This window comes from Lysinibacillus sp. NPDC059133 (assembly GCF_042755925.1).
Lineage (GTDB): Bacteria > Bacillota > Bacilli > Bacillales_A > Planococcaceae > Lysinibacillus.
Window position 1 is genome coordinate 1 of the sequence record NZ_JBHZDH010000062.1, and the last position, 18675, is coordinate 18675.

Sequence of the window (18675 nt, forward strand, 5' to 3'; positions counted from 1 at the left end):
TTCGTCCTGAGCCAGGATCAAACTCTCCATAAAAGAAATTTGATTAGCTCAAATTGTTTTGCTGGCATCATGTTTGATGTCCAAAATTTTGTTTCATTCACTAACTCAAGGTTAGTTACTAAAAACTTTATTGATTACGTTTTGCTTGTTCAGTTTTCAAGGTTCATTTTGTTACTTTTTTTCAGCAACAACTCTTATATAATATCATGTCGTAAACTCAATGTCAACAACTATTTTAAAACTTAAAATCTATTTGTTTTCCAACGGTTATCTTAACGACTCTTATTACTATACCACAATATTTTTTCTTTGCAAGTATTTTATAAGAAATAGATTAAGGCAGTTACTCCTAGTACACCCGGAATACCCAATATTGCAATCGTGAACACTGAAAATAGATTAATTGGTACATTATAGCCAACATACCCTATGCCTAAGTGAATAATAAATAATAGTAGAAAGGCAAAAGCAAATCTGAACCAAAATACAGACATTCCTTCTAAAATTTTACCCATCTTGGCATGTCTTATTATTATATAAAGAAAAAGAAGCACTACAGGCACACAAATACTCATAATTACTAACCACGACACATGGTTTCCCCCTTAAATATAATTATGAAAGTTTATGTTTCCTATATTGCTTCTATGAATACCAATTATTCCTCGGCATAATTGTAGCTGTCGCGCAGATAAACAATGCGTCCGGATTCGGCTTTGTGTATAGGCCTGCTGCGCGAAAGCAAAGCGTCAGCGGCAACAACACGAGGGCCTACACGATGTCGGCCATTTCGGTAATGCCAGGACGTGGCGTTTTTACCGATGCAGGTCAGTTAGCCGTTATCGCAAGGATGCGATGGATTTAGGTTAACATCCTATATTAACTTATTTCAGCGGATGTTTGGACACCCGCTGAAATAAGTTGAAAACTATTATTTAATCAATACTCTCCGAATTCTAGCTTCCTTAAACAAATAAAAATGTATACTCTCCGCCACTTTTCGTTGAGCAATTGCTTCTAAATCATAGTCATCTAGGAACTCTTCAATTATCTTTGCTTGCTGTAAATCCTCTTTTGTTTCTTTTATAAGACTCACAAGCTTGTCATCGAATTCTTTTTTTAATTTTCCCTTACTGCGGAAGAACATATTAATCCCTCACTCACAATTCTCGGCGACCTTCCATTGCCTTCGATAACGTTACTTCATCTGCATATTCTAAATCTCCACCTACTGGTAGTCCATGAGCAATCCGTGTTGTTCGAATACCAGATGGCTTCACTAGACGAGAAATATACATAGCTGTTGCCTCGCCTTCAATAGTTGAATTCGTGGCTAAAATAAGTTCCTGAACAGTCTCATCTTGCAAACGAACTAGCAGGGAAGCGACATTAATATCCTCTGGACCAACACCATCCATAGGTGAAATAGCTCCCTGTAATACATGATACATACCATTGAAATCACGCATTTTTTCCATTGCAATCACATCTTTTGTATCTTGAACAACACAAATAATAGAATGATTTCGTTGTTTGTCCGTACAAATATGGCATGGATCTACATCAGTTATATTGCCACATACGGAGCAGTAGCTTAAATTTCGTTTAGCATCAATTAATGCCTTTGAAAAGGACAAAACGTCATCCTCTTTCATTGTTAGTACAAAAAACGCCAGACGAGCCGCGGTCTTCGGCCCGATACCTGGCAATTTCATAAAACTATCAATCAGTTTCGATATAGGTTCTGGGTAGTACATTTTTTTACCTCCTAGAATGGAAGGTTCATGCCCTGAGTGAATTTACCCATTGTTGCATTTGTTTTTTCATCTACTTTTTTCAATGCTTCATTTGTAGCAATAACGATTAAATCTTGTAGCATTTCGATATCGTCTGGATCTACTACTGATGGATCAAGATTTACTTCTACGACTTCACGTTGACCAGTTACAGATACTTTCACCATACCGCCACCAGCTGCGCCTTCAAATCGCTCTGCGTTTAAAGCCTCTTGAGCCTCCATCATTTCTTTTTGCATTTTTTGCATTTTTTTCATCATACCTTGCATATTTCCCATTCCACGCATAAACATATTCCTCCTAAATGATTAGTCTTCAACAATTTCAATAAAATCTTTACCGAACAGCTTTTCTGCTTCCGTCACAAGTGGATCTTGTGAAGCAAGCGGTTGAGCATCGTCGATAAACGGCCCTTCTGGCATTTCTGCCGGTGGTGGTTCTGTTAATTCCATTTCATGATCGGTTTCATTCTGAGATTTATTCTCCTGCTGTAAGCCATGATCACGAATAAACTCTTCACGTAATTTTAACCAAGTCTCTTCAGGCGTACAAAGCATTTCATACATAGTACCAGTTTGCCCTGCAATTAATTGTGTGAAATGAGCTTTTAGGGATTGATTCTCAGCAACCATTTGACAATGAATATCATACTTGAATTTTAACACAAAAGCACTTGATGATGCCGCAACAGGTTCTGCCTCTGCTAAAAGAGCTGACTGAGATTTTTGCAGTTGGCTTAATGCCTGTGCCCAAACCGATTTGATACGTTGCACATCTTGCTTTGTAGCATCTTTTAGTATCTCTTGAATACGGCCTGTTGGTGCTTTATAGCCATTTGGACTTTTTGCTCGCGGACGTTGTTCTTTTGGTGATTGCGCCGTTTGCACAGGAGCACCAGCTTGTAATTGGGCTGATAGTTGTTGCACCATCTGCTCAAGTGCCACGATTTTTTGAGCGAGCTCAGGGCTCATAGCTACCTCACCTGAAGTGGCAGTCTGACCTACTGCCCCTCCCGAAAACTGCACCATTTTAAGTAACGCTGTTTCTAAGTAAATTTTTGTATGGTGGGAGAACCGCATTTCTTGCTGTGTTTTCGCTAAAATATCAATGTAGCCATAGAGCAAATCCGGTGCAAAATCATGCGCTAATGTAAATACTCGCTCCTCTGGTGATACTAGCTCTAATAATTCAGCCAAATCTTCACTTGTTTGCAGTAGTAATAAATCCCGGAAAAATGTAATCAAGTCCTCTGAAAGTCGAAGAGGATCTTTCCCATCCGCAATAAGCTGTTCTAATAACGCAAGCATTTGTGCGACATCTTTACCTTTAAGAGCTTCTGCTAATTCATAGAAAATCTCCTGACTAATAGAACCTGTCACAAGTAATGTATCCTCAAGCTTCAACTTTTCTCCACTGAAGGATACAACCTGATCCAATAAGCTTAAAGCATCACGCATACCACCAGCTGCTGATTGTGCAATTACCTTTAAACCTTGTTCCTCAAATGGTAACTGAATATCCTCTAATACCACTTTCATGCGCTCAATAATATCATTAGTTGAAAGACGTTTGAAATCAAAGCGCTGACATCGCGAAATAATCGTTGCAGGCAATTTATGAGGCTCTGTCGTTGCTAAAATAAATACAGCATGAGCAGGTGGTTCTTCTAATGTCTTTAAAAGGGCATTGAAAGCGCTTGTAGAAAGCATATGCACTTCATCAATGATATACACTTTATATCTGCTACTCGCAGGAGCAAATCGAACTTTCTCAATGATATCTCGTATTTCTTCAACGCGTGAATTAGACGCCGCGTCAAATTCAATAACATCTGGGTGAGAACCTTCTGTAATGCTTAAACAAGTAGCACATTCATTACAAGGCTCTTTTGATGGTGCATGCTCACAGTTTAAAGCCTTTGCAAAAATTTTAGCCGTACTTGTTTTCCCAGTACCACGTGGGCCTGAAAATAAATAAGCATGCGTTGTTTTATTCGCTAGGAGAGCATTTTGTAGCGTTCTTTTGACATGTGCTTGACCTGACATTTCTCGGAATGATTGCGGTCGATACACACGATAAAATGCTTGATACGTCAATGGTTTCCTCTCCTCTTCTTCATTATATAGAATAGTTCTATTATAGCATTTGCTTCATTATTTATAAAATAGTGTCGTCGTTTTTTAAAAAATCAGGACGATTGTTTTTCGCTTTTCAATAGAAATATAATAATTCCAGCTCACTTATAAGGGAGGCTAAAGTAAATCTTCCTACCTCTCTTTTATGTGCTATCTTATCCGTTGCTTTGGTACAATTTGTAGATCCCTCAAACGTTCCGGCAACTGCCCCTCCGTCTAAAAAACCTAACAAATAGTATAAAATCAAAATAAAAAAACAACTTGTAAACATAATAAAAAAACGCATCCGCCTTTTGTAGACGGATGCGTTTGAATTGGCAATTTAATGCCGTGCACCTTTCTTCGACAGCCGCACATAAGCGTTACTCTTGTCGTTAGCTCAGATTAGGCAACCCCGCGGCACATGAATAAGACCACTTAATGCTGCTTCCTTCCGGACCTGACATGGTTCATGGGTATCCATTGCGCAGGACCCAATCGTCAACACTACGTGCAAAAGGCAGACCAAACAATACGGACAGCCTCGAAAAAGGAATTCAGTCTCGCTAGAGCGGATTGCGAGTTACAGGACACCGCTACCTTCCCACCTAGCACGGCAATAACTAGTATACTAACTGTTTTCATAAATTGCAACTTAATACACATAATATTTGTGTGGAATATTCTATCTGCACTGTAAAAAAGAAATTATAAAAAACCTGTTGACGAGTATTTCAAAATATGATAAATTTATTTTTGTCGATGAGACAATGCAACAAAACAACATGGAGGTATACCCAAGTCTGGCTGAAGGGATCGGTCTTGAAAACCGACAGGCGGGTAACACCGCGCGGGGGTTCGAATCCCTCTACCTCCTCCAGTTTTAAAATTCCGACTACAAATGTAGCCGTTTTTTTTTGCCCAAAAATTATATGTAACACTTACTAGATGCCACTTCCACTTAGGTTGTGGTATTTTTTTTATTGTAAAGTATGATTTTATAAACGGGAATAATCTATAGTATTATTTTATCTAAACAAATGCGCTTTCGTTTCGAAGTCACGTTCCGCCCCACCGTAACATCAAAAGTAGTGGTACAATTACTTTTATTTCAAAGACGTAACGAGTTCTTTAGCATATCTTTTCTTTGCTATATTGCTCCGTTAAAATTGATTAGGGAGGATCTTTTTATGCACTCGAAATTTTATTTATCTCGTGCTTCCCTCACTTGGATTTTCATAATTGCTCTATTAACTGCTATCGGTAGTGAGATTAAAATAATGCCTTTCGCTAATACACCTTTTCGTTTCGGATTAGGCAGTATCATTTTCTTTTTATGCACTCTACTTAGACCCACTTCTATCATTTTAGCTGGATTTACTACGAGCATCGTGACAACCATTTTTCGAGTTATCATTAATTACTCTTTACATGATGTTCCAGTAGTCGATAGTTTACTAATACATTTACCTGCAGCTGCATTTTATATTTCGTTTGCAATATGCCTACAAATTTTAAGTATTCATCAATATAGAGAAAAACCACTAATGCTTGGATTACTAGTTGCTTTTAGTGAAGTATTTAGTAATTTAGTGGAACAACTATTTCGTTTTTTTATAAATGCTAATACTTTTTTATTACTCCATGATTTGCTTATATTATTAGCAGTAGCTTTATTACGTAGTTTCTTTGTAGTTGGTATTTATAGTTCCATTTTAATTGCTGAGCAAAAAAAACGTGTTCAAGAAATGCTTACGATTGGTTCAGATTTATATGTTGAGACACTTTATTTAAAAAAATCTATGAACCACATAGAAGCAATTACAGTTAGTGGGTTTGAATTATATCGACAATTAAAATCGTTAGGCTATCGCGCAGAAAGTTTACAGGCACTCCATATTGCCCAGGAAATTCATGAAGTAAAGAAGGATTCTCAACGCATTTATGCAGGTATTTCTAAAATTGTTGGTGATAAGAGCTTTGGCTCCCTTAGATTGTCGGAGCTATTACATTATATTGAAGACGGTAACAGTAAGTATGCTAATTTTCTTGGGAAAGAAATAGAGTTTACAATAAATATTAACATCGATTTTCAAACGAATGAACATATTGCATTGCTTGCACTTTTGAATAATTTAACAGCTAATGCTATTGAAGCAATTGAGGGTCAGGGTGTCATTTCTATTGCCATTCAGCAGCAACAGGATGATACTGTAATAACAGTATGTGATAATGGGAAGGGAATTCCACAAAGTAATCTCTCTATTATTTTTGAACCTGGATACACCACAAAATACAATGTAGACGGTGTCGCAGCTACAGGTATTGGGCTTTCACACGTTGTTGAATTAGTAAATAAATTAAATGGCTCAATATCCGTTGAATCAAACAATCAAAACACGATGTTTAAAATTAAAGTTCCTACGCAAACTATTCAAACGGGAGAGACTTAAATGAGGTATTTTATTGTAGATGATGATCGAGCAAGTCGGGTCATGTTAAAGCAAATTATTGAAGATGGTGGTTTAGGTACAGTAATTGGTGAAGCACGTAATGGCGAAGATGCCATTCCACAAATTTTAATGACTCAGCCAGAGTTTGTACTGATCGATTTGCTTATGCCTAAGCTTGATGGAATAGCAACAGTCGAACAACTTATTCAAAATCGTTTTGAGGGGCAATTTGTCATGATTTCTCAGGTCGTGAATAAGGAAATGGTTGGTGAGGCATATGAGCAAGGTATAGATTTCTTTATTCATAAGCCTATAAACCGTATTGAAGTCGAGAATGTTTTACGTAAAACAACTGAACAATTTCGCTTAAAAAATTCATTGCTTATTATTCGCCAGTCACTTACAAATATTGATCTAAGTGAACAAATAAATCATAAAGCAACGTCACGTGATCATATTCAATCTATCTTAAATGATATGGGTATCGTTGGTGAAATCGGAAGCGAAGATATTATAGCTATTATCGAAACATTGCTTGCTCATCAGCACAAAATTGCACCGCTTCCTCCATTAAAGGAGCTTTATGAGGAAATTGCAGTTGTCACAAAGGCTACACCCGATGAAATTTTGAAGGAAAGTAAAGCCATTGAACAGCGTGTGCGCCGTACTATATTAGCAGCGATGATAAATCTCGCCAATTTAGGTGTCGTAGATTATACAAACTCCGAATTTGAATATTATGCACCTCGATACTTTGACTTTAAAGAAATTCGTCTGCTTATGACTCAGATAGAAGATCACAAAAATCGCAAAGCAAAAGTTAATATTAAGAAGTTTATTCAGGTGTTATATTCAGACATTTTAACAAAAGTAAATTAATTTTCTCGGATTTTGTCGGATTTCATAAGTCCTCCGTATTATTAAAGTAAGGCAAGTCCTAAAAATTTTAATATTAGGAGGTACTAAGGTTTTGAAGAAGAAATTTAGAATCAGTTTAGCCACTCAAATTTTAGTCGGTTTGATTTTAGGGATTATTGTTGGCGGAATCTTTTACGGAAGTCCAAAAATCGAAACATATTTACAACCTCTAGGTGATATTTTCCTTCATCTAATTAAAATGATCGTTGTACCGATTATTATTTCCACTTTAATCGTTGGTGTTGCTGGCACTGGAGATATGAAACAACTTGGACGATTAGGCGGGAAATCGCTTATTTACTTCGAAGTTATTACAACAGTAGCAATTGTAATTGGTTTACTTTCCGCAAACTTATTCCAACCAGGCGCGGGCATAAACATGAACGAGCTCTCTAAAGGAGATATTTCGAAATACGTTGCAACTACAGAAGAAGTACAGCATGAAGGACCATTTGATATTATTGTAGGTATAGTACCGACAAATATCATTCAGGCAATGTCTGAAGGTGATATGCTTGCTATTATTTTCTTCTCAGTTATTTTTGGTTTAGGGGTTGCTGCCATTGGCGAACGAGGTAAACCAGTATTAAACTTCTTCCAAGGGGTAGCAGATACCATGTTCTGGGTAACTAACCTCGTAATGAAATTCGCTCCAATTGGGGTATTTGGTTTAATTGGTGTAACCGTTTCCAAATATGGATTCGCTTCACTAATACCACTTGGCAAACTCGCTATACTTGTTTATGCAACAATGCTATTCTTTATCTTTGTCGTTCTTGGTCTTGTGGCCAAATTTGCAGGTATCAGTATCTTCTTCTTAATCAAGGTACTAAAAGATGAGCTGATTTTAGCGTTCTCAACAGCAAGTTCTGAAGCTGTATTACCGCGAGTTATGATGAAAATGGAGAAACTAGGTGCTCCAAAGGATATCGTATCCTTTGTTATTCCAACCGGTTACTCCTTTAACTTAGATGGTTCTACACTGTACCAAGCTATTGCTGCATTATTTATTGCTCAAATGTACGGTATTCACCTAAGCATTGGTGAACAAATTACGTTAATGCTTGTATTAATGGTTACATCTAAAGGGATTGCAGGTGTTCCAGGAGTATCCTTCGTTGTGCTTCTAGCAACTTTAGGTACTGTCGGCATTCCAATTGAAGGTTTAGCATTCATCGCAGGTATCGATCGTATTCTTGATATGGGACGTACAGTCGTTAACGTAATTGGTAACTCACTTGCGTCATTAGTAATGGCGAAATGGGAAGGCCGTTTCGATGCAGAGAAAATGAAAAATTACTTTAAAGAAAATGAAAATTTAGCATAAAAATTTAAAAAAATCCTCACGATGTATGGATGGCATCGTGAGGATTTTTTTATTCCTCGGCATAATTGCGTCCGAAGGCTTTTGGCCAACAAATGTTTTTTTGCGCGAAAGCGTAGCGTCAGCAAAGAGTTTTTTCTATGCGAAAGCGTAGTGTTAACGTAGCGACAGCAACAGCACGATGTTGGTCACTCAGTCGTGTGTTGTTGTTGTTGTTGCTGTCGCTTCGCTTTCGCACAGTTAAAACCTTGTTGCTGTCGCTTCGCTTTCGCACAGTTAAAACCTTGTTGCTGTCGCTTCGCTTTCGCATAGTTAAAACCGTGTTGCTGTCGCTTCGCTTTCGCATAGTTAAAACCGTGTTGCTGTCGCTACAAATAACATTAGCTGAAAGAAGCTAAAACTTTATCTAAATAAGCAATAATTGATTCTTTCCCACTTACGTGTGCTTCTTGTGCACGTATTTCATCCTTTTGGATTTTGGCCTCAGCAGCTGCAACCATACGCTCTGCATCATTCTGAGGCACGACAACAACACCATCCATATCCCCAATAATATAATCGCCAGGATGAACAGTAACGCCCCCAATAGCAATAGGAACATTTACTTCCCCACCTCCATTTTTATGGCCAGCTGCTACCGTTGTGCCAAGTGAAAATACAGGGAAATCTAGCTCACGAATAGCTGCAATATCACGAATAACACCATCAACGACAACGCCCTGTATACCAATACCCTTCGCTAATGAAAGAACAAAATCACCAGCAACTGCACGATTGGTACTCCCTTTAGCATCAATTACTAAAATATCTCCTTCTCTAGCAGCACGAATGGCTTCCAATACTGCACCATTTTCACCATCTGGTAAACGTACTGTTACCGCACGACCAGCAATTTTATAATGATCCGCTAACGGTTTAATATCACTCCGTAAATTCGTATGTCCCCCTGTCGCATCTGAAACTGCAGTCGTTGGCAAATGCTTAAAACTTACTTCCACTTTTGTCATCAATAACACCCCTATTATGATTTATGAAAACTTACTCAATTATTGTAAATAAAATGTATCTACTATTTCAATATATTTCAGAAAATTACGAAATATTAATTCGGATTATATTACCGAGCGGGGTAATTTTTTTGTGGCAATTTGGGCAATTAGAACGCATCATTTATTAAAAAACATGCGCAAAAGTTACCCCTGTTCTTTTAATAAATGTAATACTTCCTCCGATGTAGTAGCTACACGAATAAGTGGTTTTTGTTCTGTTCGTATAAAACCTTCCTCAAGCATTTTCTGAAAGTGTTGTAAAAGCGCATCATAAAAGCTATTTACATTGTATAAAATTACGGGCTTTTCATGTAGTCCAATTTGCGCCCACGTAAACACTTCAAAATATTCATCCATTGTCCCACCACCACCGGGTAAAGCTATAAAAGCATCTGCTAACTCTACCATTTTGGCTTTACGTACATGCATAGACTCCACAAAATGAATCTCTGTTAACGAGGCATGTGCTAATTCCCGCTTCTGCAAATGAGTTGGCATCACACCAACAACTTCTCCGCCAGCTTCTAATACTGCGTCTGCTACTTTTCCCATCAGTCCTGTTTTCGAACCACCATAAACGACACCATGACCATTTTGAGCTAATACAGTCCCTAACTCGGCTGCCTTCTCTGCATAAATTGGATTTATGCCTAAGCCAGAACCGCAATACACCGCTATTCTTATAACAATCCCTCCTACTCAAAAGACGTGACACAATAGGCTATATATTGTCTCACGTCTTTTGATGATTTATTTTCTTCAATTACTTGTTTCTGCGGCCAGAACGCAAAGTTTTCCTTACTATACGTTAAACTTTAAGCATAGTCTATTTCTTATTTACGTAAATGACTTGTTTGTTTTAGCATATGACTGATGCGGCTCACAATTGATTCAATTGCTTCAGGATTTTTTAATAAATCATAATCATTGATATCTAAACGTAGAACCGGGCATGAATTAAAATTATTGATCCAGTTCTCATAGCGTTCATGCATTTCAATCCAATAATCATTCGGTGTTTGTTGCTCCATTGAACGTCCACGCTCTTGAATACGGCCAATTACATCATCAATTGGCCCCTCTAGATAAACAAGCAAATCTGGATGCGGGAAGTACGGTGTCATCACCATCGCATCAAATAAATTTGTATACGTCTCATAATCTGTTGGGCTCATTGTACCTTTGTCATAGTGCATCTTCGCAAAAATCCCTGTATCTTCGTAGATGGAGCGATCTTGAATAAATCCGCCGCCATATTCAAAGATTCGCTTCTGCTCCTTAAAACGCTCCGCTAAAAAATACACCTGTAAATGGAAGCTCCATTTTTCAAAGTCCTCATAAAATTTATCTAAATATGGATTCGTATCCACCTTTTCAAATGACGTACGGAAATTTAGTGCCTCTGCCAACGCCTTTGTCATCGTTGATTTTCCTACACCAACCGTACCAGCGATTGTAATGACCGTTTGTGGTGGAATATCGTATTTTTCTCTCAAATTCATTGTTGCAAACTCCTTTGTTGTAACGTGTCCTTTATTGTTTGTAAAACATATGTCAAATCATTTGGATTTTTTACGAAATCAAGCTGATCACCATTAAATCGAATAATAGGAATCTCGGGATGCATCTTCTCAAAATGCTCGATAAAGGAATGATAATCTGCCACCAGTTGCTCCATGTAATCTCGTGAAATCATTTTTTCAAATTCACGACCGCGCATCGCAATACGTTTCATCAACGTATCAACACTGGCATGTAAATAAACAACTACATTAGGTACAGGCATATCTTTCGTTAATATTTTATAGATTTCCTCGTATTTCTCATACTCAGTTGATGCCAATGTACGCTTTGCAAATATTAAATTTTTAAAAATGTGGTAGTCCGCTACAACAGGTTTATCATGTGTTAAACGGAATTTTTTTATATCCGATAATTGTTTATAGCGATTACATAGGAAGAACATTTCCGTTTGGAAGCTCCATTCCTCTATGTTTTCATAAAACTTATTTAGAAAAGGGTTTTCGTCTACTATTTCTTTTAATAGATGGTAATTAAATGTCGCTGCAATCTCTTTCGATAAAGAGGTTTTACCAACACCAATCGGACCTTCTACCGTAACAAATGGAACCGTCACCAGAAGCTCCTCCTTTATGTTCTATGGATTCTATCGTTAGTTACCTCGTCCTCGAGGTTTTTTATATTCAGTGCTTTTCATTGTATCATAGTGAGAAAATGAAAAACAGAATCAAACTATTGCTCTATTAAGACAGATGATAAAAAACGACAAAAAAATAGACCCACCGAGGTGAGCCATCATTTATATAGCTATTTAATTTTTCTCTACAGTCTAAAAGTATAGGAGATTCAATTAAAATTGCTTTTAGCTTTGTATTTCGTCCATAAGACCACTGACACTAAAAGTAACGCTACATACATCCCGATAAAGCCTAAAATCGTATAGCTTGTGTACGCTACGACAACTCCTGATAATAGACTACCCGCTGAGCCACCGAGAGCAACCCAAACATCTACCGAGCCTTGTGTTTTTGCGCGGCTGTGAATCGTCGTTGAGTCAATAATAATCGCTGTACCACTAATCAAGCCAAAATTCCAACCTAAACCTAGTAATACGAGGGCAACCGTTAGCCAAAGCAAAGAATCACCTGGAGCAAATGCTGCAACTAAGCCTGCCGCTGCCAAAATAACCCCTGAAGCAATGACGACAAAAGTTCGTCCAACTTTATCGACGAGTATGCCTGTTCCAAGGGATGGTAAATACATCGCTGCGACATGCAATCCTATGACCATCCCAATAGCACTTAAACCGCTACCATGTCCCTGCATATGAATAGGAGTCATTGTCATAATAGCGACCATAATAACATGAGATAAAACTAATACAAGCGCTCCTATGAAAATTCCAATACGATTTACATGACTATTTGTCGTAGCAGACGCATCAGCCATTTTACTTTGTTGCTTATATTGCTCGGCAGCAATGGCCTTTGCAATTAATAATGGATCTGGACGAAGAAAAATAAATAGCGTAAGGCCTGCTAAAGTATATGCAACAGCGGCTAAAATAAATGGGCCTACTAATGCGGGCATATTGAGTGCTTTTGCGACTTCCCCCATAGGCGTCACTAAATTAGGCCCTGCAACTGCTCCGAACGTTGTAGCTACCATCGCTATACTTGTAGCTGTTGCACGTTGTTTTTCATTTGCTAAATCGGTTCCCGCATAACGTGCCTGTAAATTTGTAGACGTTCCCGCGCCATACACAAATAAAGCTAAAAATAACAACACGATACTGTTCATATTAGCCGCAATAATCACACCGATTGCACCAATACCGCCCGCTATAAAACCGAACGATAAACCGTAGCGTCTACCTAAGCGCTGTGAAAGCTGGCCGACAATAAATGCTGATAATGCGGAGCCAAGGGTAAATAGAGCAGAAGGTAAACCTGCAAAGCTTTCTGTTCCTAACATATCTTTTGCTAGCAATGCTCCTACAGTAATCCCTGCTGCTAGCCCTGCTCCACCAAATATTTGCGACATCAGCACGATTAAAAGAGTACGCTTATATAGCTTTTGTTGTGCGTTTGTTGAATGGACATATTGCTCCATTGTTATTGAAGATTTATTAACCATAAAACACCTCTAAACTGTTCATAATTATAATTTAACTCGCTGTAAACGCAGTGCATTTAAAACGACAGATACTGAACTAAAAGCCATCGCTGCACCTGCTACCCAAGGAGCTAGTAAACCGATTGCGGCAATTGGAATACCTAATGAATTGTAAGCAAATGCCCAGAATAAGTTTTGTTTAATGTTGCGCATTGTTTTACGACTCATGATGATAGCATCCGCAATACTGTTTAAATCGCCACGAATTAGTGTGATATCCGCTGCTTCCATAGCCACGTCTGTACCGGTACCAATCGCCATTCCAATATTCGCTGTCGCAAGTGCTGGTGCATCGTTAATGCCATCACCAACCATCGCTACTTTTTTACCTGTAGCTTGCAGTTTTTTCACTTCATCCGCTTTGCCTTCTGGAAGAACTTCAGCAATCACATGATCCACACCAACTTCTGCTCCAATTGCTTGTGCTGTACGTTCATTATCACCAGTCATCATAATAACGGTAATGCCCATTTCCTGTAGACGACTAACCGCTTCTTTTGAAGTATCTTTCACTGTATCAGCAACCGCTACTAGGCCAGCATACTGACCGTTAATCGCAGCTAACATGGCCGTTTTACCATTTTCCTCTAATTGCTCCATTGTTGGTAGGATATCATCAATATGAATACCGTATTGTTGCATCAATTTACGAGTACCGATGACAACTCCTTGACCAGATACAGTCGCTTGCACACCGTAACCTGGTATTGCTTCAAAGAATTGAACATCTCCTAGGTCAATACCGCGATCAGCAATTCCTTGGACAATTGCTTCTGCTAACGGATGCTCGGATTGCTTCTCTGCTGCACCAATTAACGATAAAAAATGCGCTTCGTCTTGGTTTGCCGCTAATACAACATCCGTTAATACAGGTTTGCCATGTGTCACTGTACCTGTTTTATCAACAACTACTGTATCGATACTTTGTGTTTGCTCTAAATGCTCTCCACCTTTAAATAAAATACCAAATTCCGCTGCACGCCCAGAACCCGCCATAATAGATGTTGGTGTTGCCAATCCGAGCGCACATGGACAAGCGATAACGAGAACTGCAATTAATACTTCAAGTGCTGGCGTAAATTCACCAGGTCGTACCCAAATAATCCAAATTAAAAACGTGACAAACGCAATGCCAACAACGATTGGTACAAAGACGCCCGAAATTTGGTCTGCTAAACGCTGGATTGGCGCTTTGGAGCCTTGTGCATCTTCTACAACTTTAATAATTTGAGCTAAGGCTGTATCGCGACCGACTTTAGTCGCTGTCATTTTAATAAAGCCATTTTTATTAATAGTAGAACCGAATAATAAATCACCTTGCTTTTTATCAACAGGTAAACTTTCCCCTGTTAACATCGATTCATCTACAGCTGTCGTTCCTTCTAATACCTCACCATCAACAGGAATTTTTTCACCAGGTTTCACTAAAATAATGTCACCAATGACTACTTCTTCTAATGGCACTTCTTTCTCTACATCATCACGAACCACGATGGCCGTTTTTGCCTGAAGGCCCATTAATTTTTTGATTGCTTCAGATGAGCGACCTTTCGCTTTCGCTTCAAATAATTTTCCTAATAAAATTAAAGTAATCAATACGGCACTTGTTTCAAAATATAGATGTGGGGCATGATGTGATCCAACAGTAATAATTGCTTGATATACACTATAAAAATACGCCGCAGATGTTCCCATTACTACAAGTACATCCATATTGGCACTACCATTACGTAAAGCTTTGTAGGCTCCCACATAAAATTGCTTCCCGATGATAAATTGAACAGGAGTAGCCAACACCATTTGTACCCACGGATTCATTAAAAACTCAGGGACATATAAAAATGATGTAAATGAGAAGTGTCCTACCATCGTCCACAATAATGGTAATGAAAGAATAGCCGATAAAATAAATTTTTTTTGCTGTTGTTTGATGGCCTGTTCACGATGATCCGCAGTTTCTTGCTCATCTGCTTTTTGATGAGCCTCATATCCTAATTTCTCAACCTTTGCAATAATATCTGCAATCGTCACCTCAGATGGGTTAAACTCAATAGTTGCTTTTTCGAGTGCTAAGTTTACGTTCGTAGAGGACACACCTGCTAGTTTATTTATACCCTTCTCTATACGTGTAGCACAGGCTGCACATGTCATGCCTGTAATGTTGAATTCAGTTTTTTGTTTCACGACACCATAACCAAGTGCTTCAATTTTCTTTTCAAAATCTTCTTCATTTAATTTTGTCGAATCATATTTAATGGATGATTTTTCAAGAGCTAAATTAACTGTCGCTTGTTCTACACCATCCATTTTATTTAAACCTTTTTCTATACGAGTTGCACAGGCTGCACACGTCATACCTGTAATTTGCAAATTCGCTTCTTTTATTTCTGAACTCATGATCATTTCTCCTCCCCACATACCAACAGGGGGTATGTGTAATTGAAAATAATAGAGTGCTACATGAGCACCCTATTTATATTATTTAACGTCATAGCCTTGATCATCGATTGTTTCTTTAATTTGGTCTAGAGATACTTGTGTTCCATCAAATGCTACATCTACTAAACCATCAGCTAAGTTTACTTTTACTTGTTCAACGCCAGCTAAAGCTCCAACACTTTTTTCCACTGAGTTTACACAATGTCCACATGACATTCCTTGTACGTTTAAAGTTACATTTTGCATAAAATATCTCTCCTTTAATTTAGATACTATATAGGGGTATATATTTATTAAAAAATTTTACTTCTTCATTAATTTTTGGATAGTCACTACTAATTCGTCTAACACTGCCTCATCACCTTCCGATAGGCGATCTACTACACATCCCTTTAAATGACCTTCTAATAATATCTTTGCTACACTATTTAAAGCAGACTGTGTGGCAGACAGTTGCGTAATAATATCATCACAGTAAACGTCTTTTTCAATCATCCCTTTAATACCGCGGATTTGACCTTCAACTCGATTCAAACGAGTCGTTAAATCTTTTTTTACGCGTTCAGGGTGATGGCTTTTTCGACACGACGTAGCTTCCTCTGTATGACAAGCGTCCTCTTTCACTATATCCTCCATTAAATGCACCTCCTACTTCATAATCATCATACTATACCCACGAAGGGTATGTAAAGCTTAAAATTTTTATTTTAGTTAATGATGATGGTGGTGATGATTCGACTGCTCATTTTTTATTGTACACAAAATTGAATTATCGTGCTTGTGCGCTACTGTTTCCAATTGAATCGTTACATGCTTTATGCCCTTATGCTCAAGATTATGTTCAATTTCTCGTAATATATGCTCACTATCCGTAATTTTTAACTGATCCTCAACAACTGCATGACAGGAAAGTGCATTTGCTCCACTTGTTATTGTCCAAATGTGTAAATCGTGAATGCTATGAACACCGTTTGTTTGTATAATAGTTTGTATGATCTCTTGAACATCAACGTTTGAAGGTGTTCCTTCCATTAGAACATGGATAGCAGCCTTCGTTACATAGTATCCGCTTCGCAATACTAATGCGGCAACAATAACACTCGCAAGTGGATCAGCCCAACCCCAACCAAAGAACATAATTAATAGTGCGGCAACGATGGCCCCTACAGATCCAAGCATATCACTTAATACGTGTAAATAAGCTCCACGCATATTTAAATTATCTTTTGTATCACTGCCGCGCATCATAATCCAAGCTACCAAAATATTTACCAAAAGACCGATTGTACTAATAATCAACATGCCTGTTGTTGCCACTTCTGGTGGATTTGCAAAACGTTCTATTGCTTCATAGAAAATGAATAAAGCAATTAAAATTAAAGTCACACCATTCAATACCGCTGCTAAAATTTCAAATCGTTTATAACCGTATGTTTTACTATAGCTTGCTGCCTTTTCTCCAAACATAAAAGCAAGTAAGGCTATCGCTAATGAAATGGAGTCACTTAACATATGTCCTGCATCGGATAAAAGAGCCAAACTATTTGTTAAATAGCCACCAATCGCTTCAACAACCATATAACTCGTAATAATAATAAATGATAGTATTAATATCTTTTTATTTGCGCCATGTGTATGATCATGGCCATGATCATGATTATGTCCCATGTTTTATCCCTCCATTAACTCTAGTTATGTGCAGCATGCTCAATAGCTTGCTTCAATAAATTCATAATGTGATCATCATCTTTTGAATAATATAAGGTTGTGCCTTCCCTTCTATATTTCACTAACCGTAAATTTTTCAAAAAACGTAACTGATGTGAAACTGTTGATTGACCTAAATCTAAAATTTCAGCGATGTCGTTGACTGAATGTTCATCTGTACATAATAAATTTAAAATGCGAATTCTTGTCGGATCACTTAATGCTTTAAATGTTTGAGACACGACGAATAGCGTTTCTTCATCTAAATGTTGCTCTTTGTTAATCTGAACCTCTGTATTTTGTATTTTTTCATCCATTTAGTTTACCCCTAACCTTTTTATATTTATATATGAGCATGTATTCATATATAAATATAAATGGTTGTATTGGAAATGTCAACGTTTTAACTTCTTACTACTGAATCCGGACACATTGTTTATCTGTGCGAAAGCAAAGCGGCAGCAACAAATGTTTTATGTAGCGAAAGCGCAGCGGCAGCAACAATGATGCCGAGACATATTTGATAGTAGCAATTGTCAATTAAGCAAGATACACTAAATGATAAGGAGAGATCATAGTGGATATTTTTGAAACAGACCGATTGTTTATGAACAGTGCACTGGAAGAAGCTAAGAAAGCAGCTTTACTTGGAGAAGTGCCAATAGGAGCTGTACTTGTATATGATGGAGAGATTATTGCACGGGCTCATAATTTACGAGAAACAACACAAAATGCAACGACGCACGCTGAATTAATGGTTATTCAAGAGGCTTGTGAAAAAATAGGTAGCTGGCGCCTCGAAAAAACAACACTCTATGTGACACTTGAACCTTGTCCTATGTGTGCAGGTGCAATTTTACAATCCCGTGTGCCGCGTGTTGTATATGGTGCAAGAGATATAAAAGCAGGCTGTGTAGATTCACTCTATCGTTTATTGAACGATGCACGCTTTAACCATGAGTGTGAAGTAACTGAAGGAATTTTAGCCGAGGAATGCGGACAAATCTTAACCGATTTTTTCAGAGTTTTACGCGAACGAAAAAAAGCCGAGAAAAAAGCACGACAAGCTTTAATTGTTGAAAATGATTAAGAGGAAAGTTTTGTAGTAGTAATTCTAAAGAACACTAGCCTCCAATTTATGTATAGTTTAAGATCATTAGCATAAAAAAGAAAAACTAC

At 37.8% G+C, this 18675-nt stretch carries 19 protein-coding genes, 1 tRNA gene and 1 other RNA gene; 5 read left to right on the plus strand and 16 right to left on the minus strand.

Features of this window, described 5'->3' with window-relative positions; genetic code table 11:
* Positions 1-320 precede the first annotated feature (320 nt).
* From ACFXN8_RS22810 to ffs, 6 genes are all read right to left on the minus strand, one after another.
* A complete protein-coding gene (locus tag ACFXN8_RS22810; protein ID WP_376078293.1) occupies positions 321-593 on the minus strand; it encodes a pro-sigmaK processing inhibitor BofA family protein in 273 nt (90 codons plus the stop codon).
* 338 nt (positions 594-931) lie between these two features.
* On the minus strand, positions 932-1147 hold the full coding sequence (locus tag ACFXN8_RS22815) for a YaaL family protein (RefSeq protein WP_376078295.1): 216 nt from the start codon (positions 1145-1147) through the stop codon (positions 932-934).
* A gap of 13 nt (positions 1148-1160) precedes the next feature.
* Entirely contained in the window at positions 1161-1757 is a 597-nt protein-coding gene (gene recR, locus ACFXN8_RS22820; RefSeq protein WP_079564088.1) for a recombination mediator RecR, read from the minus strand.
* An 11-nt stretch (positions 1758-1768) separates the two neighbouring features.
* The gene (locus ACFXN8_RS22825; protein ID WP_376078299.1) at positions 1769-2083 is read right to left on the minus strand and encodes a YbaB/EbfC family nucleoid-associated protein; all 315 of its coding nucleotides are present in this window, start codon (positions 2081-2083) and stop codon (positions 1769-1771) included.
* Between the two features lie 21 nt (positions 2084-2104).
* Positions 2105-3892, minus strand: coding sequence for a DNA polymerase III subunit gamma/tau (dnaX, locus tag ACFXN8_RS22830; protein WP_376078302.1), 1788 nt, complete (start codon positions 3890-3892; stop codon positions 2105-2107).
* Positions 3893-4259: 367 nt separating this feature from the next.
* Positions 4260-4527: signal recognition particle sRNA large type (gene ffs, locus ACFXN8_RS22835), an RNA gene on the minus strand.
* A gap of 170 nt (positions 4528-4697) precedes the next feature.
* Here ffs and ACFXN8_RS22840 point away from each other — a divergent pair.
* From ACFXN8_RS22840 to ACFXN8_RS22855, 4 genes are all read left to right on the plus strand, one after another.
* Positions 4698-4790 (plus strand) — tRNA-Ser (locus ACFXN8_RS22840).
* A gap of 310 nt (positions 4791-5100) precedes the next feature.
* Positions 5101-6363, plus strand: a complete 1263-nt coding sequence (locus tag ACFXN8_RS22845; protein ID WP_386847780.1) for an ATP-binding protein — start codon at positions 5101-5103, stop codon at positions 6361-6363.
* The gene (locus tag ACFXN8_RS22850) at positions 6364-7242 is read left to right on the plus strand and encodes a response regulator (RefSeq protein WP_376078306.1); all 879 of its coding nucleotides are present in this window, start codon (positions 6364-6366) and stop codon (positions 7240-7242) included.
* A 91-nt stretch (positions 7243-7333) separates the two neighbouring features.
* Positions 7334-8608, plus strand: a complete 1275-nt coding sequence (locus tag ACFXN8_RS22855; RefSeq protein WP_376078309.1) for a cation:dicarboxylate symporter family transporter — start codon at positions 7334-7336, stop codon at positions 8606-8608.
* 377 nt (positions 8609-8985) lie between these two features.
* Here ACFXN8_RS22855 and ACFXN8_RS22860 read toward each other — a convergent pair whose 3' ends face one another.
* From ACFXN8_RS22860 to ACFXN8_RS22905, 10 genes are all read right to left on the minus strand, one after another.
* Complete coding sequence (locus tag ACFXN8_RS22860; protein ID WP_386847783.1) at positions 8986-9612, minus strand: RraA family protein; 627 nt, start codon at positions 9610-9612, stop codon at positions 8986-8988.
* Positions 9613-9798: 186 nt separating this feature from the next.
* Complete coding sequence (locus ACFXN8_RS22865) at positions 9799-10326, minus strand: LOG family protein (protein WP_386847785.1); 528 nt, start codon at positions 10324-10326, stop codon at positions 9799-9801.
* 161 nt (positions 10327-10487) lie between these two features.
* The gene (locus ACFXN8_RS22870; RefSeq protein WP_370048811.1) at positions 10488-11156 is read right to left on the minus strand and encodes a deoxynucleoside kinase; all 669 of its coding nucleotides are present in this window, start codon (positions 11154-11156) and stop codon (positions 10488-10490) included.
* A complete protein-coding gene (locus ACFXN8_RS22875; protein WP_376078319.1) occupies positions 11153-11791 on the minus strand; it encodes a deoxynucleoside kinase in 639 nt (212 codons plus the stop codon). The genes ACFXN8_RS22870 and ACFXN8_RS22875 overlap by 4 nt, the downstream gene beginning before the upstream one ends.
* Before the next feature lie 230 nt (positions 11792-12021).
* On the minus strand, positions 12022-13311 hold the full coding sequence (locus ACFXN8_RS22880) for an MFS transporter (RefSeq protein ID WP_386847788.1): 1290 nt from the start codon (positions 13309-13311) through the stop codon (positions 12022-12024).
* A gap of 24 nt (positions 13312-13335) precedes the next feature.
* Positions 13336-15747: a heavy metal translocating P-type ATPase gene (locus tag ACFXN8_RS22885; RefSeq protein ID WP_386847790.1), complete on the minus strand. Its 2412-nt coding sequence runs from the start codon at positions 15745-15747 to the stop codon at positions 13336-13338.
* Between the two features lie 81 nt (positions 15748-15828).
* Complete coding sequence (gene copZ / locus ACFXN8_RS22890) at positions 15829-16035, minus strand: copper chaperone CopZ (RefSeq protein ID WP_376078328.1); 207 nt, start codon at positions 16033-16035, stop codon at positions 15829-15831.
* Positions 16036-16092: 57 nt separating this feature from the next.
* Positions 16093-16425 (minus strand): metal-sensitive transcriptional regulator, encoded by a 333-nt coding sequence (locus tag ACFXN8_RS22895; RefSeq protein WP_370083285.1) that lies wholly within the window; start codon positions 16423-16425, stop codon positions 16093-16095.
* A 75-nt stretch (positions 16426-16500) separates the two neighbouring features.
* Positions 16501-17457 carry a cation diffusion facilitator family transporter gene (locus tag ACFXN8_RS22900; RefSeq protein WP_386847793.1) on the minus strand — a complete coding sequence of 319 codons (957 nt, stop codon included), beginning with the start codon at positions 17455-17457 and terminating at the stop codon, positions 16501-16503.
* Between the two features lie 20 nt (positions 17458-17477).
* Positions 17478-17813 carry an ArsR/SmtB family transcription factor gene (locus ACFXN8_RS22905; protein WP_376078336.1) on the minus strand — a complete coding sequence of 112 codons (336 nt, stop codon included), beginning with the start codon at positions 17811-17813 and terminating at the stop codon, positions 17478-17480.
* Between the two features lie 260 nt (positions 17814-18073).
* Between ACFXN8_RS22905 and tadA the strand changes: the two genes are divergently transcribed.
* Complete coding sequence (gene tadA / locus ACFXN8_RS22910; RefSeq protein WP_386847796.1) at positions 18074-18586, plus strand: tRNA adenosine(34) deaminase TadA; 513 nt, start codon at positions 18074-18076, stop codon at positions 18584-18586.
* Positions 18587-18675 lie beyond the last annotated feature (89 nt).

What these genes read in the sequence shown, in the direction of transcription:
- ACFXN8_RS22860 (WP_386847783.1), bottom strand. Translation starts at nt 9,612, where the DNA reads ATGACAAAAGTGGAAGTAAGTTTTAAGCATTTGCCAACGACTGCAGTT.
- copZ (WP_376078328.1), bottom strand. Translation starts at nt 16,035, where the DNA reads ATGCAAAATGTAACTTTAAACGTACAAGGAATGTCATGTGGACATTGT.
- ACFXN8_RS22845 (WP_386847780.1), top strand. Translation starts at nt 5,101, where the DNA reads ATGCACTCGAAATTTTATTTATCTCGTGCTTCCCTCACTTGGATTTTC.
- ACFXN8_RS22850 (WP_376078306.1), top strand. Translation starts at nt 6,364, where the DNA reads ATGAGGTATTTTATTGTAGATGATGATCGAGCAAGTCGGGTCATGTTA.
- ACFXN8_RS22895 (WP_370083285.1), bottom strand. Translation starts at nt 16,425, where the DNA reads ATGGAGGATATAGTGAAAGAGGACGCTTGTCATACAGAGGAAGCTACG.
- ACFXN8_RS22900 (WP_386847793.1), bottom strand. Translation starts at nt 17,457, where the DNA reads ATGGGACATAATCATGATCATGGCCATGATCATACACATGGCGCAAAT.
- ACFXN8_RS22815 (WP_376078295.1), bottom strand. Translation starts at nt 1,147, where the DNA reads ATGTTCTTCCGCAGTAAGGGAAAATTAAAAAAAGAATTCGATGACAAG.
- recR (WP_079564088.1), bottom strand. Translation starts at nt 1,757, where the DNA reads ATGTACTACCCAGAACCTATATCGAAACTGATTGATAGTTTTATGAAA.
- ACFXN8_RS22880 (WP_386847788.1), bottom strand. Translation starts at nt 13,311, where the DNA reads ATGGTTAATAAATCTTCAATAACAATGGAGCAATATGTCCATTCAACA.
- ACFXN8_RS22870 (WP_370048811.1), bottom strand. Translation starts at nt 11,156, where the DNA reads ATGAATTTGAGAGAAAAATACGATATTCCACCACAAACGGTCATTACA.
- ACFXN8_RS22885 (WP_386847790.1), bottom strand. Translation starts at nt 15,747, where the DNA reads ATGAGTTCAGAAATAAAAGAAGCGAATTTGCAAATTACAGGTATGACG.
- ACFXN8_RS22905 (WP_376078336.1), bottom strand. Translation starts at nt 17,813, where the DNA reads ATGGATGAAAAAATACAAAATACAGAGGTTCAGATTAACAAAGAGCAA.
- ACFXN8_RS22825 (WP_376078299.1), bottom strand. Translation starts at nt 2,083, where the DNA reads ATGCGTGGAATGGGAAATATGCAAGGTATGATGAAAAAAATGCAAAAA.